This is a genomic window from Shimia sp., assembly GCF_039969785.1.
In the GTDB taxonomy this organism is placed as follows: domain Bacteria; phylum Pseudomonadota; class Alphaproteobacteria; order Rhodobacterales; family Rhodobacteraceae; genus Shimia.
In genome coordinates this window covers 268,232-285,913 of sequence record NZ_JBDVNC010000016.1, presented here as the reverse complement: position 1 = coordinate 285,913, position 17,682 = coordinate 268,232, and the positions used below count along the sequence as shown (strand labels likewise).

The 17,682-nt window shown below is 53.6% G+C and carries 17 protein-coding genes; 4 read left to right on the top strand and 13 right to left on the bottom strand.

The features are described from left to right. Positions 1-6: 6 nt before the first annotated feature. The 3 genes from kduI to ABJI08_RS08035 are packed head-to-tail and all read left to right on the top strand — an operon-like array spanning position 7 to position 3,000. A complete protein-coding gene (kduI, locus tag ABJI08_RS08045) occupies positions 7-828 on the top strand; it encodes a 5-dehydro-4-deoxy-D-glucuronate isomerase (protein WP_348401297.1) in 822 nt (273 codons plus the stop codon). Then, positions 825-1,571 carry a 2-dehydro-3-deoxy-D-gluconate 5-dehydrogenase KduD gene (kduD, locus tag ABJI08_RS08040; RefSeq protein WP_348401296.1) on the top strand — a complete coding sequence of 249 codons (747 nt, stop codon included), beginning with the start codon at positions 825-827 and terminating at the stop codon, positions 1,569-1,571. Before kduI ends, kduD begins: the two co-directional genes overlap by 4 nt. After that, positions 1,549-3,000, top strand: coding sequence for a mannitol dehydrogenase family protein (locus ABJI08_RS08035; protein WP_348401325.1), 1,452 nt, complete (start codon positions 1,549-1,551; stop codon positions 2,998-3,000). The genes kduD and ABJI08_RS08035 overlap by 23 nt, the downstream gene beginning before the upstream one ends. 113 nt (positions 3,001-3,113) lie before the next feature. Here the strand turns inward: ABJI08_RS08035 and ABJI08_RS08030 are convergent, their stop codons facing one another. The 4 genes from ABJI08_RS08030 to ABJI08_RS08015 all read right to left on the bottom strand — a co-directional run bounded on the left by ABJI08_RS08030 (position 3,114) and on the right by ABJI08_RS08015 (position 6,665). Beyond that, positions 3,114-4,391: a TRAP transporter large permease gene (locus ABJI08_RS08030; RefSeq protein ID WP_348401295.1), complete on the bottom strand. Its 1,278-nt coding sequence runs from the start codon at positions 4,389-4,391 to the stop codon at positions 3,114-3,116. A gap of 1 nt (position 4,392) precedes the next feature. Further along, entirely contained in the window at positions 4,393-4,923 is a 531-nt protein-coding gene (locus ABJI08_RS08025; RefSeq protein WP_348401294.1) for a TRAP transporter small permease, read from the bottom strand. A gap of 84 nt (positions 4,924-5,007) precedes the next feature. Beyond that, the gene (locus ABJI08_RS08020; protein ID WP_348401293.1) at positions 5,008-5,991 is read right to left on the bottom strand and encodes a TRAP transporter substrate-binding protein; all 984 of its coding nucleotides are present in this window, start codon (positions 5,989-5,991) and stop codon (positions 5,008-5,010) included. 155 nt (positions 5,992-6,146) lie between these two features. After that, positions 6,147-6,665, bottom strand: a complete 519-nt coding sequence (locus tag ABJI08_RS08015) for a redoxin domain-containing protein (protein ID WP_348401292.1) — start codon at positions 6,663-6,665, stop codon at positions 6,147-6,149. A gap of 156 nt (positions 6,666-6,821) precedes the next feature. On the opposite strand from ABJI08_RS08015, the gene ABJI08_RS08010 reads away from it, so the two are divergent. Beyond that, positions 6,822-7,241 (top strand): heme-binding protein, encoded by a 420-nt coding sequence (locus tag ABJI08_RS08010; RefSeq protein ID WP_348401324.1) that lies wholly within the window; start codon positions 6,822-6,824, stop codon positions 7,239-7,241. A 35-nt stretch (positions 7,242-7,276) separates the two neighbouring features. On the opposite strand, the gene ABJI08_RS08005 is transcribed toward ABJI08_RS08010, so the two are convergent. From ABJI08_RS08005 to ugpC, 9 genes are all read right to left on the bottom strand, one after another. Beyond that, entirely contained in the window at positions 7,277-8,155 is an 879-nt protein-coding gene (locus ABJI08_RS08005) for an NAD(P)-dependent oxidoreductase (protein WP_348401291.1), read from the bottom strand. 470 nt (positions 8,156-8,625) lie between these two features. Further along, complete coding sequence (locus tag ABJI08_RS08000) at positions 8,626-9,537, bottom strand: sugar kinase (RefSeq protein ID WP_348401290.1); 912 nt, start codon at positions 9,535-9,537, stop codon at positions 8,626-8,628. A 9-nt stretch (positions 9,538-9,546) separates the two neighbouring features. After that, positions 9,547-9,858, bottom strand: a complete 312-nt coding sequence (locus ABJI08_RS07995) for a cupin domain-containing protein (RefSeq protein WP_348401289.1) — start codon at positions 9,856-9,858, stop codon at positions 9,547-9,549. A 21-nt stretch (positions 9,859-9,879) separates the two neighbouring features. Beyond that, positions 9,880-10,623, bottom strand: a complete 744-nt coding sequence (locus tag ABJI08_RS07990) for a glucose 1-dehydrogenase (RefSeq protein ID WP_348401288.1) — start codon at positions 10,621-10,623, stop codon at positions 9,880-9,882. A 45-nt stretch (positions 10,624-10,668) separates the two neighbouring features. Then, the gene (locus ABJI08_RS07985; RefSeq protein WP_348401287.1) at positions 10,669-12,990 is read right to left on the bottom strand and encodes a DUF4962 domain-containing protein; all 2,322 of its coding nucleotides are present in this window, start codon (positions 12,988-12,990) and stop codon (positions 10,669-10,671) included. 81 nt (positions 12,991-13,071) lie between these two features. Continuing rightward, a complete protein-coding gene (locus tag ABJI08_RS07980; protein WP_348401286.1) occupies positions 13,072-14,637 on the bottom strand; it encodes a sugar ABC transporter permease in 1,566 nt (521 codons plus the stop codon). A gap of 34 nt (positions 14,638-14,671) precedes the next feature. Beyond that, positions 14,672-15,553, bottom strand: a complete 882-nt coding sequence (locus ABJI08_RS07975; RefSeq protein ID WP_348401285.1) for a carbohydrate ABC transporter permease — start codon at positions 15,551-15,553, stop codon at positions 14,672-14,674. Between the two features lie 13 nt (positions 15,554-15,566). Continuing rightward, positions 15,567-16,562, bottom strand: coding sequence for an ABC transporter permease subunit (locus ABJI08_RS07970; protein ID WP_348401284.1), 996 nt, complete (start codon positions 16,560-16,562; stop codon positions 15,567-15,569). Further along, positions 16,559-17,662, bottom strand: a complete 1,104-nt coding sequence (gene ugpC / locus ABJI08_RS07965; RefSeq protein ID WP_348401283.1) for a sn-glycerol-3-phosphate ABC transporter ATP-binding protein UgpC — start codon at positions 17,660-17,662, stop codon at positions 16,559-16,561. Before ugpC ends, ABJI08_RS07970 begins: the two co-directional genes overlap by 4 nt. Positions 17,663-17,682 lie beyond the last annotated feature (20 nt).

Sequence of the window (17,682 nt, the reverse complement as noted above, 5' to 3'; positions counted from 1 at the left end):
AACACTATGACCAAGACACAAACCCGATACGCAATAGATCCTGCAACGGTAAAAAAATTCGACACCGAAAAGTTGCGTGAGCATTTCCACGTGGGTGATTTGTTTGCCGACAATGAAATCCGGTTAATTTATTCTCATTATGACCGTTTGATTTTGGGCTCGGCGGTTCCGGAAAATGGTCCGCTTTTGCTGGATCATGTGGCGGAAACGGGCACGTCGAGTTTTCTTGAGCGACGCGAGATGGCGGCGCTGAACCTGGGCGAGGCCGGGGTAATCAAGGTTGATGGCGAAACGCACCAAATTGGAAATGGTGAGGTGTTGTATATCGGGATGGGCGCAGGGCCTGTGACGTTTGAGAGCGGTCGTTTCTATCTGTTATCGGCACCCGCGCATCGCAGGTGTCCGACAACGCTGATCAAATTGTCAGATGCCCGTCGGGTTGAACTTGGCGCGCCTGAGACGGCGAACGAGCGGGTTATTATCCAGCTTTTGCATCCGGACGTTTGCGACAGCTGTCAGTTGTTGATGGGGTACACGCAATTCGCGCAAGGGTCTGTTTGGAACACGATGCCTGCGCATGTGCATGACCGCCGCATGGAGGCGTATTTGTATTTTAATGTCCCCGAAGATCAGCGGGTGTTCCATTTCATGGGGACACCGGATGAGACACGCCATATCGTGATGGCCAACGAGGAAGCGGTTATTTCGCCGCCCTGGTCGATACATTGTGGGGCTGGCACGTCGTCTTATTCGTTCTGTTGGGCAATGGCTGGCGACAATGTCGACTTTACCGACATGGATATGGTGGCGATGGAGGACCTGCGATGAGCGATCCTTTTCGATTAGATGGACGACGGGCTTTGGTCACCGGGGCAAATACGGGGATAGGCCAGGCGATTGCGGTGGCCCTGGCAGGCGCGGGTGCATTTGTGATTGCGGCCGGCCGGTCGTCTTGTGCAGAGACACTTGGCTTGATCAAAGAACAGGGGGGGCACGGCGAGGTCTGTGCGATGGACCTTTCAAATCCCACAAAAGGGAAAGAGGTTCTGGACACACTTGGCGATCTCGACATTCTTGTGAACAACGCGGGTATAATTCGGCGCGCTGACAGCGTTGATTATACCGAAGCCGATTGGGACGACGTGATGGACGTCAACCTTAAGGCTGTGTTTGTGTTGTGTCAGGCATTCGCCCGTGCAGCAATTGCGCGAGACGCTGGCGGGCGCATCGTGAACATTGCGTCGTTGTTGTCGTTTCAGGGCGGGATCCGTGTGCCAGCCTATACCGCTTCAAAGCACGGCGTTGCCGGATTGACCAAGCTTTTTGCCAATGAATGGTCCGGGCACGATATCAATGTGAACGCGGTTGCGCCGGGATATATTGCCACAAATAACACAACCGCGCTGCGCGAGGATTCGCAGCGTAACGCGGAAATTCTGTCACGCATTCCAGCCGGTCGATGGGGAGACCCCAGGGATATTGCCGGGGCCGTGACGTTTCTGTGTGCACCTGCCTCGGGTTATATCACGGGGGCCGTTCTGAATGTTGATGGGGGTTGGCTTGCCAGATAGTCCGCGGTTGAACCGAGAGGGGCCGGAACCCAATATCGGGATTGTGCATCTTGGGCCCGGAGCGTTCTTTCGGGCTTTCAATGCGGTCTATACCGACGAGGCAATGCAACTTGAGGGCGGAGACTGGGGTATCGCTGCCGTCAGTTTGCGAAGCCCTGCCGCCCGCACACAATTGGAACCGCAGGGCGGGGTATTCACGTCTGTGACGCTGGCCCCCGAGGGGCTGCAGCCGTGTGTGATCGGATCGATTGCCCGCACGCTTGTTGCCCCCGAAGATCCGGGTGAGGTCATTGCCACAATGGCTGATCCGAAGGTCAAAATTGTTTCGCTGACAATCACCGAGAAAGGGTATTGCACCCTGCCTTCGTCTGGTGCGCTGGACCTTGGCCATTCGGATATTGCGCATGATTTATTGCATCCTGAGCAGCCGCGTTCGGCCATTGGATTTATCGTCTCAGCGCTGGATGCGCGCCGCAAATCCGGGTGCGCGGGGTTTACGGTCTTGTCGTGTGACAATCTTCCGTCAAATGGATCCTTGGCACGGGCGATTGTCTTGGAATTTGCACGTCAACGTGACGGCGCCCTGGCGGACTGGATTGAGAGCGCGGTTTCGTTTCCGGCAACGATGGTGGATCGGATCACTCCGGCGACAACGCAGGACAATATTGAAACGCTTGCAGAAATAGCGGGATATCACGACCCGGCTTGCGTTTTTCACGAAGGGTTTCGCCAGTGGGTGATCGAGGATGATTTTGCGGATGGCCGTCCCGCATGGGAGAGCGCCGGCGCACAGTTTGTGACCTCAGTTGAAGCGCATGAGATGATGAAATTGCGGTGCTTGAATGGAACGCATTCAACGCTGGCCTATTTGGGTTATCTGGCTGGGTATGGAACAATCGCAGACACGGTTGCCAATCCCGATTTTGCCGCTTTGTGCGAGATGCTTTGGCGAGAAGAGATCACACCAACGCTGGAGCAGCCGGATGGTGAAGATTTGCCTGCCTATTGCGCGTCTTTGCTAGAACGCTACCGGAACCCGTCGATCCAGCACATGACCTGGCAAATCGCCATGGATGGAAGCCAGAAGCTGCCACAGCGTTTGCTTGGCACGATTGCTGACAATCTGAAGATAGGGCGGGACCCAAAAGGGCTGATCCTCGCCGTCGCGGGGTGGATGCGGTATGTTGGCGGGCAGGATGAAAGTGGTCAACCGATTGACGTGCGGGACCCTCTGGCGGCTGCGCTACATAAGGCTAGCGATAATGCCCAAACAAATGCAGCCAAGGTCGCGGCCTTGCTGGAGTTCGATAATGTCTTTTCCGGAACTCTGACAGAAAATGCGCGTTTTCGCACTTTGGTTACGCAAGCCTATGTCGATCTGGTCGAAATGGGCGCGAAAGCTGCGGTAAAGGAAATGACGACTGCTTAGCCGCGCTCTTTATCCGGCGCTTGCGAGGCTGTGAAAGCCCGCTAAACTGACTTGAAAATGTGATAATTGAAAGTTTTGAGGCGGACTGTATGCACAGCCCGCCCCACAAATTTTTAGAACAGTGACGGCAGCCAGAGCGAAACCGCAGGTACGTAAGTCACAAGGATCAACGCACCGAGGATGGCCAGATAGAAGGGCCAGATCGATTTCAACGCGTCTTCGATCTTGATCTTACCCACAGCGCAACCGACGAACAGGCAGGTTCCGACAGGTGGGGTACACAAGCCGATGCCGAGGTTCATGAGCATCATGATGCCGAACTGGGTTGGGTCCATGCCCAGACCTTTGGCGATTGGCAGGAAGATCGGCGTACAGATCAGGATCAGCGCGGCCATATCCATGATCATGCCAAGGATCAGCAAGATCACGTTGATCATGAGCAGGATGATGATCGGGTTGTCTGAGACCAGCACCAGCGCGTTGCTCAGGCGTTCAGGTACCTGGTAGAGCGCCAACAGGTACGCAAAAGAGCTGGCAAAGGCGATCAGGATCATCACCATCGCTGTGGTGCGCACGGTGCCTGTCAATGCTGTGATAAAGGATTTCCAAGTCAGGCTGCGATAAAAGAACGTCGTCAGCAAGATGGCATAGATGGCTCCAAACGCGCCGGACTCTGTGACCGTAAAAATACCGGACAGCGTGCCGCCAACAATGATCACGGCGGTGAAGAAGCCCGGAATTGCGTCGCCAGCCGCGCGGCCCACTTCGGCCCAGCCGGGGAACGGTTCGGCTGGGTAGTTATGTTTGACAGACAGAACATAGGCCGCAATCGCAAGGCTGAAGCACATGATCATGCCGGGGATCACACCCGCAAGGAACAGGCCAGACACTGAGATGCCGCCACCTGCGGCCACTGCAAAGATAATCATGTTGTGGCTTGGTGGAATGACGATACCGGCAATGGAGGATGTCACAGTAACATTCACCGCGAAATCAGGGCGATACCCGCGTTCTTTCATCACTGGTACTAGGATTGACCCAAGCGCTGAGATGTCGGCCACGGCTGAGCCGGAAATGCCGCCAAACAACATAGACGAGAAGATGTTGACCGTGGCAAGACCACCCTTGAGGTGCCCGACAAGCGCCGAGGCCAGTTTTACAAGTCGCACAGCAATTCCGCCGTGCAGCATGATTTCCCCGGCCAGAACAAAGAAGGGAATGGCAAGAAGTGAGAAGACAGATACCCCGGCAGTGGCCCGCTGGAAGGTGATCAGCATCGGAAAGCCTTCGTACCAGAAGGCAGAGGCGGCAGCGATGCCCATGGCGAAGGCAACCGGCATCCCGATTACCACACCCACGCCAAAGACAAGCAATAGAATAGTCAGGCCCATCTTAGGACTCCTGTGCTGAATGGGTAGGGTTCCAGGTGCGGAAGGTCAGTATACGGATCAATCCGCGTGACCCCGCGTGCAGGACGATCAGTCCGCCGCACAAAGTGATTGCAAGAGTTCGGAAGCTTTCGGGGATTTCAAGCATGGGCAGAAGCGAATCCCAGCCGAATTTCATCAATTCGATCCCGGCGAGGAGCATGATCACGCCAAAGGCCGCCAGAACGAAATCGATCACCACGATAATGATCTTTTGAATTGGAAGGGGCAGCATATCTCGAAACAGTGTGACCCCAAGATGTGTATCGTCGCGCACGCCGGCTGCTGCACCCAAGAACGCGATATAACAAACGAGCATCAGGGCGAGTTGTTCGACCCATGTTGGTGTTATGTTTAAAACGTAGCGGCCGAACACCAGCCATCCGAACGTAACGACCAGAATAACTAGGGCCATCGAGGCTGTGAATATACTGAGCCATTGAACGCCAGCGAGGAGAGTTTCGCACCGATCAAGCAGGGTTTTGCGTCCGCTCATTGTCGCCTCAAAAAATTATGGAGTGATATTGGAAAAACGGCCCATGCCCTTTTATGGGTCATGGGCCGCCGGGAGTTTGAAGGATTAGCCTGCGTCGCGGATCATGTTGACGAGATCAGCGAGGTCAGGATTGGCCTTCAAGAAACCTTCGTACACGGGTGCCATAGCATCCTGGAAAGGACCTTTGTCAGCGATAGTGTTTACAACAGTACCGCCTGCCTGAACGATCTCCATCGAAGCCGCCTCACGGGCCTGCCATAGTTCACGCTGCAAGTTGGCGCTTGCGCGACCAGCTTCCTTAACGATTTTCTGTTGGTCAGGTGTCAGCTTGTCCCAAGACTTTTTGGACATGCACAGGCACTCAGGAATAATCAGGTGCTCGGTCAGTGAGTAGTAGGACGCAACTTCGTAGTGCGACGTGGATTCGTAAGATGGTGGGTTGTTTTCCGCACCGTCCACAACACCCGTCTGGATCGACTGGTACACCTCGGCGAATGCCATTGGCGTGGCGTTACCGTCCATGGATTCAACCATCTGAACAAACAGATCATTGCTCATCACGCGAATTTTCAGACCTTCAACGTCAGCCGGTGTGTTGATTGGGCGTACAGAGTTGTAGAACGAACGTGCGCCAGCATCGTACCATCCGAGAGGTTCAACGCCACGAGCGCGCATACCTACAGAAATTGCTTCACCAACTTCACCGTCCATCATTTCGTACATCGCTGGGATGCTTGGGAAAATAAATGGCAGGGAAACAACGTTCGCTTCAGGAACAGAAGTCCCAAACGGGCCGAGGCTGAATTCACCAAAGTCGATGACGCCAAGGCGCAGTTGCTCGATGGCGTCAGGCTGGCTGCCTAGTACACCGTTGTGGAAAGTTTTGGCTGTTACTTCGCCATTTGTACGCTCTGCAACTTCAGCAGCGAAAGATTCCATTGCAATGGAAACAGGGTAATCTTCGACGTGGATGTTCCAGCCGCGAAGTTCACCGGCTGTAGCAGATGTAGCAGCAAGTGCCAGACAGCTGCCAAACAGCGCGCTGCGAAGTGTGAAACTTTTGGTCATGTTATCCTCCCAGATACATTTATGGATCGTTTGCCTGCCTGAAGTAAGATGAATCAGGTAGACGCCCTAACAGGTATACTAGTATTGTAGGAAAATCTTAAAGTCAATAAATCCTGATAACTCAATTGTGACCACGTTCGTCGCACGGGATCAGGTTAGACAGTTCCGCGATGCGGGCGGTCGTTTTTCTTGTTAAAAATCATACCATCAAGCAATTCCGCAAGCTCGGGCCGGGCCGCTGGTCCATTTGAAATCGCCGCAACAATCAGGCTCGAATCTCCGCGCAATACGAAAATTCCGGGCTCGGCAAAGCGGCCTTCAGCCTCTTCTGGCGACAAGGGCTCAGTCACATAAACACCGAGTGTCGCCATCTGGTCTTCGCTAAGGCCATAGCCCAAATCGAACCCCCAGTCGAATTCGGCCAGGTCTGCCTGTGCCCTTTCGAGCGAATCCGCTGAGACCACGGCGATGTCAAAACCGGCCTCGGTCCAATCCGTCCGCATTTCGTTGAGGATGTTTAGGTATTTTTTGCACCGTGGGCAATGCTTGCCGCGATAAACGACAAGAAGGGTCCAGTTTTCTTTCTGACCTCCAACGGTGATCTCGTCTCCGTTTACGCTTGGAAACGTCAAAGATGGCAGGATGCTTCCGGGGATCGGTTTGGGTGTCGGCATTTCGAGCTCCAGTGCGCGGCGGCATTGACAAAAGGTTAGTGACAGTCTTTATCTATCCTACTAGGATACTAGCCTTATATCTAGCGCAAATTGTTGCTGCTGCGGCCATTTTTGCATTTTCATTTCATTGCAGCTTATAAAATCAGGAAAGATCCGATGCTTACTCTCTGCCGCCTCGACAGCGCCGATGCTGACCGAATGATTAATGGCGCTCGGGCGAAAGCCGAAGAAATCGGCGTACCCATGTGTATCGCCATCACCGACGAAAGCTGCAATTTGTTGGCGTTCTTGCGGATGGATGGTGCCAAGATTCCTAGCATCACTTTGGCGATTGATAAAAGTTATACAGCCTCCGGTACGCGCAAGCCGACACACGACCTTGCTGAGCCTAGCATGCCAGGAAATCCGGTTTTTGGTCTTACTTCTACGATTGGCGGGCGGATTGTTGTGATTGCGGGCGGTTTGCCAGTTGTTTCTGAGGGCGAAGTCATCGGTGCAATCGGTGTAAGTTCCGGCACACCCGCGCAGGATCTGGCTGTCGCCGAAGCAGGTATGCAAGCGTACAGCGCGGCGTGACCAAAGCAAAGATTGTCGGTCACGCCGTGCGGGTTTTAATTTTTTAATTCAACGAAGTAGTCGAAAATTTCTGGGACATTACCCTGACCATTTCCTGTGTCTACGGCTGCCTGAAGGTTGAGTGACGTGCCTTCGCCAATCACCGATTTCGTTCCCAGATCTTCGAGCATTTTGAGAAAATAGCCGAGGTCTTTGTTGGCGTTTGCAAGGGAAAAGCCCAAATCGCTTACACCGTCGACCGCGTAGTTTTTGCAGAATCCCATGAAGGGCGAATTCGACGGGCCTGTCGACATGATGTCGTAAAGTTGCTGACGATCGACACCGGCGCGTTCAGCGACTGCAAATGCCTGGCTCATGGCGCTAACGGTTGTCATGCCCATAAAGTTATTGATCAGTTTTGTTGTGTGGCCAGCACCTAGATCTCCGAGGTAAAAAACGTTTTCACCCAGGATGTTCAGAACGGGCGTTACCTTGTCAAAGGTGTCTTTGTCGCCAGCGGCCATGATGTTGAGCAGACCGTCTTTTGCGTGAGCAGGTGTCCGACCAAGTGGCGCGTCAATCATGCCAGCGCCTTTGGCAGCAAGATCGGCGCCAATTTTTCGTGTTGAGGCCGGAATGGACGTCCCAAAATCAATAACCACAGCACCGTTTTTGATCCCTGCGAGAATGCCATTATCCCCGTAAACCAAGCCTTCGACCACGTCTGAAGTCGTCAGGCACAGCATGATTATGTCGCATTGTGATGCGAGGTCTTTACCAGAGGTCGCTTCGCTCGCACCCCGACTGACGACAGACGCAACGACGTCTTTGTTCAGATCCATGACAACGGGTTCAAACCCATTTTTTTGCAGGCATTCGACCATATTGCCGCCCATGAGGCCGAGGCCTACGAAGCCAATAACGGGTTGTTCCATGTCTTTTTCCTCCCAAACACGCGCCTTATTTTAGACTCACGATACTAGCCTACTAATTACTAGTATACTAGACTTAACTGTCAGATTGTGCGGGACTTTTAAGCTGATTGGGCAAAAAACAGCGCAACTTTTTGTTACTTCCGAACGCCCTCAGCTTGGGTCCCTGATAATTCTTTGTGGCTCTGTAATTCAGCGCCATTATTCCCGTAAATTGCAAAAAACCGTTTTGCCAGCGGGACTGTGAAAAAACCTCTTTAAGTGTCGGGCGTTTTTGGAGAGATGCCAGCTGCCTAAAACACATAGAGCAATCCGTGGAGACAATTTTGGCCGCGGCGATCTTCATCAACGTAGCCAGCGTTGAGAACTGTGGGCAAGCCACGTTAGGTGTCTCGCCGCCACAGCCCAAGTGCGGAACTTAGCTTAAAAAATCTCGTTGATTTCCGCAAACCAGAGATCAGAGCTTAAAAAGTTTAGACCGAGAAGTCCGTTTGACTGACAGGCACCAGTGCGCCACGTGCCTGAACGACCGCACCAGATAACTTACACGCGGCGGCAATGCTTTTTGGCAGCGAAATACCATCGCTCAACCCGGCAATGATTGCCGCATTAAAGCTGTCACCCGCGGCCGTTGTGTCGACTATTTTGGCAATAGGGGGCACAGAGACCGTGCCTCGTTCTTCAGGGGTGTGATAGTAAATTTCATCTGCGCCGTTTTTGACGACAACGGTTCTGGCTCCGGCAGACAAGTAACGCTGTGCAGTTGCTTCCGGGTTGGCGTCATCGAACCAGGTGGCCTCGTCTTCAAACGACGGCAAGACAATGTCAGACGCGTGTGCGCCTGCCATTGTTACCTTCAGCATGGTTTCCGTGTCGCTCCACAAACGGGGACGCAGGTTTGGATCAAAAGCAATTGTTTTGCCCGCGTCTCGGCCTTCGTGCAAAGCGGACAAAAGGGTCTGTCGTCCATCTGCATCCAGAATCGCAAGCGTTATGCCCGAAAAATAGATCAAATCATGTTCTTCAATCGCGCGCTTGAGAGCGCTTGGGTCGGATGCGAGGCGACGTGCCGCTGACTCCCCGCGCCAATAAGAAAAGCTGCGCTCGCCGTTATCCAGCGAAATCAGATAGAGACCGACGGTTCTGTCTGGCACCTGAACGCCGTATTGGTCGTTGATGCCGGCGTCTTTGATAACGGCCCGCAGCTGATCGGAAATCGTGTCAGTTCCCAAACCTGTAAAGTATGAAACGCTGATGTCGGGATTTATACGGCGCAGATACCACGCCGTATTAAAAGTATCGCCAGCGAAACCCAGGTGAAATGTCCCGGCTTCGTTTTGTGGGGACATTTCCGCCATGCACTCGCCGATAGAGAGGATTTTCATGATAGGAACCTATAGGAAATCATCACGGCGTGGCGTGAAACAGTCAATCAATGTTCCCGGCTCAAGACACACACACCCGTGGATCAATTCGCTTGGAATAACAAAGCTGTCACCCGGGCCAACTTCTTTTTCCTCATCTCCCAGTGTGAAGCGAAAACGCCCGTTCTCGACATAGGTCGATTGCACATGAGGGTGATTGTGCAATGCACCAATCGCCCCTTCAGCCGCAAAACGGAACGCAACGACCATCATCTCGGGATGATCAGAGAGAACCTGCCGCGTTACGTTTTCGCCGGTGGAAACAACAGGGAAGTTTGTCATTTTTAGTCCTTTGATGAGCGATTAGCTGAACAGCATTCCGCCGTTGAGATCGATATTGGTACCGGTGATAAACGCGCTGTCGTCACAAGCCAAGAACAACACCAAGTTTGCGGCGTCATCTACATGACCCTGCCGCTTTAACGGCGCATTGGCTTCGAAGCCACGGCGGCCTGCGTCAGGTGTGTGGATATTGTGAAAGTCCGTATCGATCATGCCGGGGCACAGCGCGTTGACGCGGATATCCGGACCCACTTCTTTGGCCAAACCACGTGTCATCGTCATCACGGCGCCTTTGGATGTGGCATAAGCAACCGCGCCCGGCCCGCCACCATCGCGACCTGCCTGGCTGGCAAGGTTGACGATTGCGCCGGTCTTGATGTGGGCGAGGCACGCTTTGGTCATCATGAACGTGCTTGTCAGGTTCAATGTCATGACCGCATTCCAATGGTCGACATCCATCTCGGCAATCGTTTTGCGCGCAATCAGACCGCCTGCGTTGTTAACAAGCACGTCGATACCTCCAAAAGCGTCGATTGTTTTTGAGATCAGCGTGTCGACATCTGCTTGCTTGTTCAGATCGCCTTGCACGGCAATCGCATTGCCGCCGTCCGCTTTGATCTTAGCAACTGTGGCGTCCGCGCCTGCAGAGCTAGCAAAATAGTTGATGGCGACATTTGCGCCCTCGGCGGCAAGTTTGGTGGCAATTGCGCTGCCGATGTCACGGCCGCCACCTGTCACGATGGCCGTCTTTCCCTTGAGTTTCATGGTTGTTCTCCATTTAGTTTTTGCCGGCCGTTGCCGGATGTTAGTTTACGTGTTGGCCAGTTTTTTCATGACGACCTTGAACGTGTTTTCGTCTGCGTCGGTAAAGTAGAGGTCGGCGTCATAGCCCTGATCGTCGAGGAAATTGAAAATCCGCTTCGGCGCATCAAGTTTATACGGCACCAGAAGGGTGGCGATCCGGTGGCGGGTCGACGCGGGGTAACGCGCCGTCAGAAAGGTGCTGACTGGAAGCCCGTCGTAATCCTCAGGATCGACATCTGGAAAGCCGGTTTCCTGCATCATTTCGGGCTTGCCCGCTTCGGACCAGACGACCTGCCCGTAAAAACCCGCTCGCTCGCCCGCATTGCGGAAGGATGTTTTGCCCAGTTCGAACGGATTGTTGGCGTGAAGGAGCCAGTCGATAGTCACAGGGGTTTGCGCGTCTATTTCATCGACGATGACAAAATAATCGTTGCGCACAAAGTAGATTTTGCGCTCTGCACGGGTCACTTCGGGAGACGTGCTTTGATAGGCCGGGGTCGCGTCGCCCTGAATAAAGATGTGATCCTCGTGCGTTTCGGCGGCAACGATTTTTCCTGTCGCGGCCATTGCTTTGGATTTGTCTTTTTCGGCGTACTGGCCTTTCCCATTGATCAGGATTGCGTTCTTTGACCGTGTCTGGCGCCGCCACTTACGGTGCATGGACGAATTAAACGCAACATAATGGCCCGACTGGATCGCGAGGTCTTCGCCGTAAGCGGACATGCAAAAAGCGTTTTGGTCACCATGGCTGTGGCTGATTGACCCAAAGGGTGAGGACTTGAACACGAATTGTATGTGATTGTCCGGATCGTCCATTGCGTGTTGAACGCCGACCCAGCCGATCCCCTTAAAGTGGCGCAATCCGCCTTCAGGTGCCGTCGGTTCAACCACAGGGAAATCGGTCTGAAATACCAATTCGTCGAAATTGGTGTCCCACCAGCCCCAGTTATAAAACGCCATCTCGGTGCCGGGGTTCAGCCGCATGTTTTCTTCGCAGTACCATTGGTATTCGCCCTTGCCGGTCGCACCGGCAAACTGGCGCATGTTCAGACCGGTTTTGATGCCCGGCAGATCGCCTTGGGTGCTGTCATCGCCAAACGTGGCGCGGCGCGTGTTGGGCGCTTTGCAGAAGAGTGCAAAATCGCCGGTATTCTGAAAGAATGGCCGCTTGTAGAGGTCAAGCCCGGTGTAAGATTTCAACCGGTTTGCGGCGTCGATCAGATAGGCCATGCCCATCATCCAGTAATTCGAGCCTTCGGCCCAACCGCCATCGCTGTCGCCCCAAGGGGAATAGACCGTAAACAGGAATTCGATGCTGTAATTGAGCCAGTCCAGAGCCTCGTTTTCGGGATCGTCACCCAACAGGGCAATACATGCAGGGATGATTGTCAGTGACACCGAACGCACGGCGTGGCTGTCATATGGGAACAGGTGAATTTTGGCATTGATGATCGCGTGTTCGGCAATGTCACGGGTTCGTTCCAGCAGCACTGCGCGCACAGTCTCGCGTTCATCCTCGGAAAGGTCGTTATAAAGCCAGTCATAGCCCCAAGCGAGCGCGTTGGTGACACGATAGGCCCATTCGTCCGTATAGGCGCGTGATGTCACCCCGTTTGGGTCCCATGATGCAACTTCCAGCAACCATTCTTTGGCGCGGGCGGTCATTTCCGCATTGCCGGTGACGCGGCCTCCGATGGCAAGATGACGAATGGCGTACCATGCTTCCTGCAAGTCGATGTAAGTTTGTCGCCAAACCGGTGCCACGCGGACGTTGTTGGGATACCCTGCCGGTTCTTTCATGACCTCGCGGTCCATCCATGGCAGCACAGATTTCTCGTAGAACGTTGACCAGGTGCAGTGGTCCGGGTTTGTCTTAACGGACTCACAAAACGCATCGAGCCGATCTGTCGTCATCCACAGGCGCGGATGTGTTTGCGCGGCGCCCTTAAGGCGGGTGTCACGTGCTGGCAGGGGCGTTTGTGGCAACCCGTCCTGAATGGAGAAGGTTCGGGAGCTGCTCCACGTGGTGACGGGCTTGCCCGTCGTCGGGTCGCACACGGCATAGGCCCAATGATACTCACCCGCGGCCAAGGCCACATCAGGGGTGAAAAAATTGAGCGCGATCGGGGCAAAGAGCTGAGTGTCTTTGACGGGAAATTTTGGGTCGGTTGAGATACGCACCACATAGGTGGCCTCATCCTCGATCACTGGAATCCACGAAAAACGCGGCGGGTTCTCAACAATTTGAGTGGTCGCAACAGGTGCGTACTGGATCGTCAAGCGCCCGGCCTTGGGTTCATCAAGTAATGGAAGTGGCGTAGCGGGCATCGGACATCCTTTGGTCGGTTATTCTGTTGAAAACGTGCTGATGGCCGAGACAAACCCGGCCATCAGTGTAGAGTTTGAGTGTCAGCCGTACTGTCGCTTGTAAGCCGAGTTGATGACTTCGATTACGTCCGAGTAGCCCATTTCGTTGAGCGTCTCGATATAGGCATCCCAGTCTTTCACAACATCGCCAGTGCCAAGGATCCAGGCTTGGTTGCGCTCCAGCATATAGGTGCGCAGCGATGGCCAGTACCGATCATAAACCGCCTGTTCGTCTTCGGTGAAAGCAACGCCAAGGAACTGGTCTACAAGCAAATCCTGAGTGTCATAGAGTTCAATGCCTTCGCGAGCCGCCTGTGCGGTCCACTGCCATTCATAGCGGTAATCCTGGAAGTACCCGCGCTGAATTTGCGCACCTTCAAGATACATCTGGCTATTGATCGCGGCATCCGCGTTCAGAACTTCGGGCTTAAAGATAGGTTCGCCGTCGACCATGTCCCAAGTTTTGCCTTCAACACCGAAGTTGGCCAGCAAGCGACCTTCTTCTGTGAACCAGAAGTCAAAATACTTGATCGTTTCGACCACGTTGTCGTTCGTGTGGCTGATTGCCCAACCGTCCGGCTTAACCGGAATGCGGCGGTGCTCTTCCATACGCACACCGTTTGTCGAGGCGGGCGGCAGGAAGGGGATAAAGTTGAACCCATCAATTTTATCCGCAAGTTTGCCGTTATAGCCGGAAGTCGACGCAAACCAGTCATGGGTCAGACCACCAAGGTTTTCCGACAGCAAGAAGTCACGAGAAGACGACCCACGTGTGAAGATTTCCGCATCAATGAGACCGGCTTCGTACCAGCGCGCAATATTTGAAATACCGTCGCGATAAGTATCCTGAGCATAAGGATGCGCAATCGATCCATCTGCCGTGATGTAGAAATCGTGATACGTGTCAGAGCCGGAAGAGCGTGCATCCCAAAGTGTCAGCAAGCGGTTCACTTCTTCCCACTGACGCGCAAAATACGGAACTTCATCCGCCGCGCCGTTCCCGTTCGGATCATTGTCACGGAAGGCAATAAGGGTTGCCTCCAGCTCTTCGACGTTTTGTGGCTGCTCCAGCCCCAACGCATCAAGCCAGTCCTGACGGATGAACCAAGCCCGGCCATATTTCCCGTCGGGCAGGTAGGGAATGTAGTAGTAATTGCCGTCATAGGCAGTAATGGACGCCAACACCTCAGGACGAGAATCCCAGTATGCCTGAATGTTGGGCGCATGTTCTGCAACGAGATCGTTCAGCGGTACAAATGCACCTTGCGGGCCGAATTCGTTGACCGGCTGTTTGATCAGGTGGCCGCCAACAATGTCGGGCATGTCGCCTTGGGCGATCAACAGGTTCATCGCTTCGGCGCTATCGGTGCTGTTACGACCGGCTGTCGCGTCTGTCAGCGAAATCCCTGTCATTGCGCGCGCGGCTTCTTCGACCGGGTAAATCTCGCTGGGGGAACCGCCAACTCCATAGCCCTGAGCGCGAGGCCAGTGCATGTGAATCGTCAGCTCCAGCGGGTCGTCAACAATTTTTAGGTGTCCGTCTGCAAAGGCCGGTGCCGTAATGGCGGTGGTCCCGAGCATGGCCAGTGTTAGTGTTAGTTTGCGCATAATATCCTCCCTGATTGCGACTTTCTTATTGTGGTCATTCCTTCACTCCGCCCAGCAAGATACCTTTGCTGAAGTACTTTTGAAGGAAGGGGTAAATGAGCAAGATCGGAATGATCGAGCATATGATAATTGCGGCGCTGACAGTCTCGAACGAATAAGCTGATGTCAGCAAAGAATTGGCAAATTCTTCGTCGTCAGAAAGCTCAACAATGACATGGCGCAGATAGACCTGGAGCGGGATTTTGTCTTCGTCCTGCAACAAGACCATGGCCCAAAAGAACCCGTTCCAGCGCGACACGATACAGAATAATGCGACCGTTGCGATGGCAGGCTTAGAAAGCGGCATGTAAACTTTCCAGAGTACCTGAAATTCATTGGCGCCATCCATTCGGGCGGCTTCCTCAAACGACTGTGGGATTGCTTCAAAAAAGTTGCGCAGCAAGATGATGTTAAAGCCGTTGACCGCGAACCCGATGATGATGCCGATGTAGCTGTCCAACAGGCCCAGATCGCGCATGTTGAGAAAGAACGGGATCAGACCGGCGTTAAACCACATGGTAAAGGCAACCATCAGGTTCCAGAACCGGCGGCCGTATAGTTGTGGGCGCGACAATGCGTAGGCGCCGGGAATGATGAACACGAGGCTCATCAATGTGCCAAAGAACGTATAGATGAAGGTGTTCTTGTAGCTGGTCCAGAATTGGGCCTCGCTCAGCACCTGTTTGTAGGCTTCAAGTGTAAAGCCCACAGGTGTCAGGATGACGTTGCCTGCGCGGGCCTCAAAGCCGGTGCTCATTGAAAGTGACGCGATATAGATGAAGGGATAAAGCGTTGAGATCGTAAAGATCCCAAGCAATATCATGTTCACTATGACGAAGAGCTTATCACCACGAGAATAGAGATTCATATTAGCCATTGCTTCAATTCCCCTACCAAAGTGACGTGCGCGAGTAGCGCTTTGAGATTGTGTTGGCCGTCATCACCAGGATGAAGGCGACGACTGCATTGAACAGGCCCGCTGCCGCAGCGAAATCATATTGCCCACCCTGAAGACCCTGACGGTAAATGAAGGTGTTCACGACGTCGGCAGTTTCGTAAGTGGCGGGCTGATACAGCAGGATGATCATCTCGAACGAGATCTCGAGGATGTTGCCGATACGAATGATCAACATGATGATGATCGTGGCCATGATCGATGGGATTGTGATCTTCCACATCATCTGCCAGCGCGATGCCCCGTCCACCACGGCAGATTCATACAGCGTAGGTGAGACACCGGCGATCGCCGCAAGATAGACGATGGATTGGAACCCGGCCTCTTGCCAGATGCCCGTGCCGATAAAAATCGGTCGGAACCATTCTGGTTTCGTCAGAAAGTAGATCGCGTCGATCCCAAACCATCCCAGCATGGTATTTACGATACCTGCCGAAGGCGAGAAGGACGTGATGACGATACCCGCGATGATCACCGACGAAATGAAGTGCGGCAAGTACACGATGGTCTGAGCGGATTTCTTGAAGGTCTGGTTCAGAACTTCGTTGAACATCAGCGCCAGAAAGATTGGCACAGGAAAGCCAAACAGCAGACCATAGGCGCTCATGATGATGGTGTTTTTCAACGCGCGTAGAAACTGATCATTGTTGAACAGGTTTTCGAAATGTTCCAAGCCAATCCAGGCGCTTCCCGCGACTCCGCGGAAGATCGAGTAGTCTTTGAACGCGATCTGCAGTCCGTACATCGGCTTGTAAAGAAAGACCAAAAGCCAGATTATTGTGGGGAGCAGCATCGCGTATAGCTGCCATTCCCGTTTCAGGTGATCGATAACGCGGCCAACTTTGCTTGGGTGGCGCTTACGTTGGGCTTCGGCTGCATCAAAAACCAACTGCTCGGTTTTTGGGCCGGTAAAGTTGGGATCGTTTGTCATTGCACTGTCACCTGATCAGGTAGTGCTGACCCGGTTTCGGCGTCAAAGACGCGGATCAGATCCGGTTTGATTTTGAAGCCGGATATGCCGTCCAGTACATCCATCTGACCAACAGTTTCGGTGCGGATGACAAAAGGTTCTTTCTGCAGGCTGCCGTGGATCAAAGCTTCGGAACCAAGCGTTTCAATCAGGTCAACATCGACGGGAATAGCTCCATCGTCTTTTGTGCGTGACACAGTGACAAATTCCGGTCGGATACCCAGAATTACGTCTTTGCCAACGGCGTTTTGCAGGGACGGAAGCTGTGCAAGAGGCAGTTTATTTCCGTCAAATTCTGCTACCGGTCCGGTATCGCCAGAGCCGATGCGGGCTTTGACCATATTCATCGGGGGCGATCCGAGAAATCCCGCAACAAATGTGTTAACCGGATTGAGGAACAGTTCCATCGGAGTTCCGACTTGTTCGATCCGTCCGTCATGCATAACGACAATCCGGTCCGCGAGGGTCATCGCCTCAACCTGATCGTGTGTTACGTAAATTGACGTTACGCCAAGCCGTTTGTGGAGTCTCTTGATCTCGGCGCGCATCTGAGTACGCAGCTTAGCATCAAGATTGGACAGGGGCTCATCGAACAAAAAGACCTTTGGGCGACGGACAATCGCGCGCCCCATAGCGACGCGCTGGCGCTGACCACCAGAAAGATCGGCAGGGCGACGCTCAAGGTAGGGTGTCAGCCCCAAAATCTCGCCAACTTCCTGAACCGAAGAGGCGATGACATCTTTGCTTTCCTTGCGAATACGCAGGCCAAAGGCAATGTTTTCAGCGACATCAAGGTGAGGGTAAAGGGCGTAGTTCTGGAAGACCATCGCGACATCGCGATCTTTGGGGGCCACTCGGTTCACAAGTCGACCATCGATTGTCAGATCGCCATCGCTGATCTCTTCAAGGCCGGCAATCATGCGAAGCGTCGTTGACTTACCACAACCCGATGGGCCAACTAGGACGACAAATTCCTTTTCTTGAACTTCCAGGTCAATCCCGTGGACAACCTGTACAGCGCCGTAGGCCTTAACGAGCCTTTGTAAGCTGACACCTGACATTCTTACCCTCCCGTGCTTTT

What these genes read in the sequence shown, in the direction of transcription:
- kduI (WP_348401297.1), top strand. Translation starts at nt 7, where the DNA reads ATGACCAAGACACAAACCCGATACGCAATAGATCCTGCAACGGTAAAA.
- kduD (WP_348401296.1), top strand. Translation starts at nt 825, where the DNA reads ATGAGCGATCCTTTTCGATTAGATGGACGACGGGCTTTGGTCACCGGG.
- ABJI08_RS08035 (WP_348401325.1), top strand. Translation starts at nt 1,549, where the DNA reads ATGGGGGTTGGCTTGCCAGATAGTCCGCGGTTGAACCGAGAGGGGCCG.
- ABJI08_RS08030 (WP_348401295.1), bottom strand. Translation starts at nt 4,391, where the DNA reads ATGGGCCTGACTATTCTATTGCTTGTCTTTGGCGTGGGTGTGGTAATC.
- ABJI08_RS08025 (WP_348401294.1), bottom strand. Translation starts at nt 4,923, where the DNA reads ATGAGCGGACGCAAAACCCTGCTTGATCGGTGCGAAACTCTCCTCGCT.
- ABJI08_RS08020 (WP_348401293.1), bottom strand. Translation starts at nt 5,991, where the DNA reads ATGACCAAAAGTTTCACACTTCGCAGCGCGCTGTTTGGCAGCTGTCTG.
- ABJI08_RS08015 (WP_348401292.1), bottom strand. Translation starts at nt 6,665, where the DNA reads ATGCCGACACCCAAACCGATCCCCGGAAGCATCCTGCCATCTTTGACG.
- ABJI08_RS08010 (WP_348401324.1), top strand. Translation starts at nt 6,822, where the DNA reads ATGCTTACTCTCTGCCGCCTCGACAGCGCCGATGCTGACCGAATGATT.
- ABJI08_RS08005 (WP_348401291.1), bottom strand. Translation starts at nt 8,155, where the DNA reads ATGGAACAACCCGTTATTGGCTTCGTAGGCCTCGGCCTCATGGGCGGC.
- ABJI08_RS08000 (WP_348401290.1), bottom strand. Translation starts at nt 9,537, where the DNA reads ATGAAAATCCTCTCTATCGGCGAGTGCATGGCGGAAATGTCCCCACAA.
- ABJI08_RS07995 (WP_348401289.1), bottom strand. Translation starts at nt 9,858, where the DNA reads ATGACAAACTTCCCTGTTGTTTCCACCGGCGAAAACGTAACGCGGCAG.
- ABJI08_RS07990 (WP_348401288.1), bottom strand. Translation starts at nt 10,623, where the DNA reads ATGAAACTCAAGGGAAAGACGGCCATCGTGACAGGTGGCGGCCGTGAC.
- ABJI08_RS07985 (WP_348401287.1), bottom strand. Translation starts at nt 12,990, where the DNA reads ATGCCCGCTACGCCACTTCCATTACTTGATGAACCCAAGGCCGGGCGC.
- ABJI08_RS07980 (WP_348401286.1), bottom strand. Translation starts at nt 14,637, where the DNA reads ATGCGCAAACTAACACTAACACTGGCCATGCTCGGGACCACCGCCATT.
- ABJI08_RS07975 (WP_348401285.1), bottom strand. Translation starts at nt 15,553, where the DNA reads ATGGCTAATATGAATCTCTATTCTCGTGGTGATAAGCTCTTCGTCATA.
- ABJI08_RS07970 (WP_348401284.1), bottom strand. Translation starts at nt 16,562, where the DNA reads ATGACAAACGATCCCAACTTTACCGGCCCAAAAACCGAGCAGTTGGTT.
- ugpC (WP_348401283.1), bottom strand. Translation starts at nt 17,662, where the DNA reads ATGTCAGGTGTCAGCTTACAAAGGCTCGTTAAGGCCTACGGCGCTGTA.